Source organism: Paracoccus rhizosphaerae, from assembly GCF_026162645.1.
GTDB classification, from domain to species: domain Bacteria; phylum Pseudomonadota; class Alphaproteobacteria; order Rhodobacterales; family Rhodobacteraceae; genus Paracoccus; species Paracoccus rhizosphaerae.
In genome coordinates this window covers 1-1,631 of record NZ_JAOTBE010000156.1, presented here as the reverse complement: position 1 = coordinate 1,631, position 1,631 = coordinate 1, and the positions used below count along the sequence as shown (strand labels likewise).

The 1,631-nt window shown below is 58.2% G+C and carries 2 protein-coding genes; both read right to left on the bottom strand.

Annotated features, from left to right (window positions below; translation table 11 throughout):
- Positions 1-568 precede the first annotated feature (568 nt).
- On the bottom strand, positions 569-1,018 hold the full coding sequence (dut, locus tag OC184_RS20075; protein ID WP_265508941.1) for a dUTP diphosphatase: 450 nt from the start codon (positions 1,016-1,018) through the stop codon (positions 569-571).
- Between the two features lie 227 nt (positions 1,019-1,245).
- Positions 1,246-1,530, bottom strand: coding sequence for an integrase core domain-containing protein (locus tag OC184_RS20070; protein WP_378927341.1), 285 nt, complete (start codon positions 1,528-1,530; stop codon positions 1,246-1,248).
- Positions 1,531-1,631: the final 101 nt, after the last annotated feature.

Sequence of the window (1,631 nt, the reverse complement as noted above, 5' to 3'; positions counted from 1 at the left end):
CGGACGGGTGCTGCACCACAGCCACGTCGTGACCATCCGAGGCGAGAGCTACAGACTGCGCAAGACACCAGCAACGTTCAGACCAAAATGGAGGGGGTCAGTTCCTCATGACGCCGAGGGGGGCAATCGATCGCGGGATCAACTTCTACAACCACCAGAGGCCCCACACCGCCCATAGCGGACGGCCGCCCGCCGTGGTCTACTTCAACAATATCGAAACCGATCAGTACGCCCAGGCAGCAGCTTGAATCAACCGGGAAGCTGTCCAAGGATCAGAGAGTAGCTCATATACTCCTCGGGCTCCGAAGGCCATGCATTGGCCAGCTCCGCCATCCAAAGCCGCTTCGCCGGCCACCCCGACCATAGCCCCCAGGCGCCTCATGGACTAAAACTGAAACCGAACGACTTCATTGGAGCAGGCTACCTGGTTCTGCGAAGATCAGTACTGTGCAACGGAAGCGTGATACGTCGAAGTATGCTCCTGACAGCAATACAACCTGACTTGCCACTGGAACGGTCGTTGAGGATTCGCCGCTGACGCGATCCTGCTGCGCTTTCTGCGTCTAGATCAACTCAAACCCGTAGAACCGAATCCCATGTCGCCACGATCAGTGGTGTTCAACAAGCTTACTTCGACGATCTGGGGCCGAAGGACTGGCGCGATGACGGCTTGGGCGATGCGGTCGCCGTGATTGACAGTATAGGCGCCCTGCCCCGCATTGAGGATCCCGACCTGAACCTGTCCGCGGAAGTCCGAGTCGACGGTGCCGGGGCTGTTCGGGACCAGAAGAGCATGTTTTATTGCCAAGCCAGAACGTGGCCTGATCTGCATCTCCGTCCCCGGAGGAAGCTCGACGGCGAAGCCGATCGGGATGAGGACAATGCCGCCCGGCTGGATGGTCACGGCGCCACCTGGAAGACAAGCCCGCAGATCCATTCCCGCCGCCCCATCGGTCGCATAGGCCGGAAGCGGAAGGTCAGTGTTCTCGGGGAGGCGTTTAAATCGCAAAACTTGCATACTTCCTAGTTTGATCAAGCTAGGCATCTTTCAGCGGGCGCATTCAACTTGCATATAGCATTCTGCTCCCTCTGTACATGGAAGCAAGGTAGTCGCGCATGATGAGACAAGATCCTTGCCGCACCGCTTCTTTGTGGTCACATCGATCTCCCGCAAGGTTCGGAACGGGGTGCGATGGGTCTGATGTTTTGGCCCACAGGGAAAGACGACACCTGGGCGACCTGCCCCTATCGCGACTTAAGTCTTAGTACGTGATAGGCCTTTGCGCCAAAGCAGGTGTCGGCGGTGGAGATGATTGATCTGGCTTTGACGGCGAGTGAATGGCCTCGATAGCCCAGGGGCGAGCGGGGCGGGATTGTGCTGTAGTGGACGCGCCACAACTCAATCACGACGCGAGCCTCGGCTAGCGAGTAGAGTATCGTGCCGCTCAGCAACTCGTCGGGGAGCTTCGAGTTGAAGCTCTTGCAGTAGCCCGTCGTTGGGAGAAGGTCTTGGTCTTGCCCCCAATTCACCGGACACTCAGGCGTTTGCGGTTTGAGCTGAGATGAACTCGCGAGGCGAGCGCATTTTCAGCCCCGAGTGCGGGTGGTTTTCGTTGTACAACTCAATCACA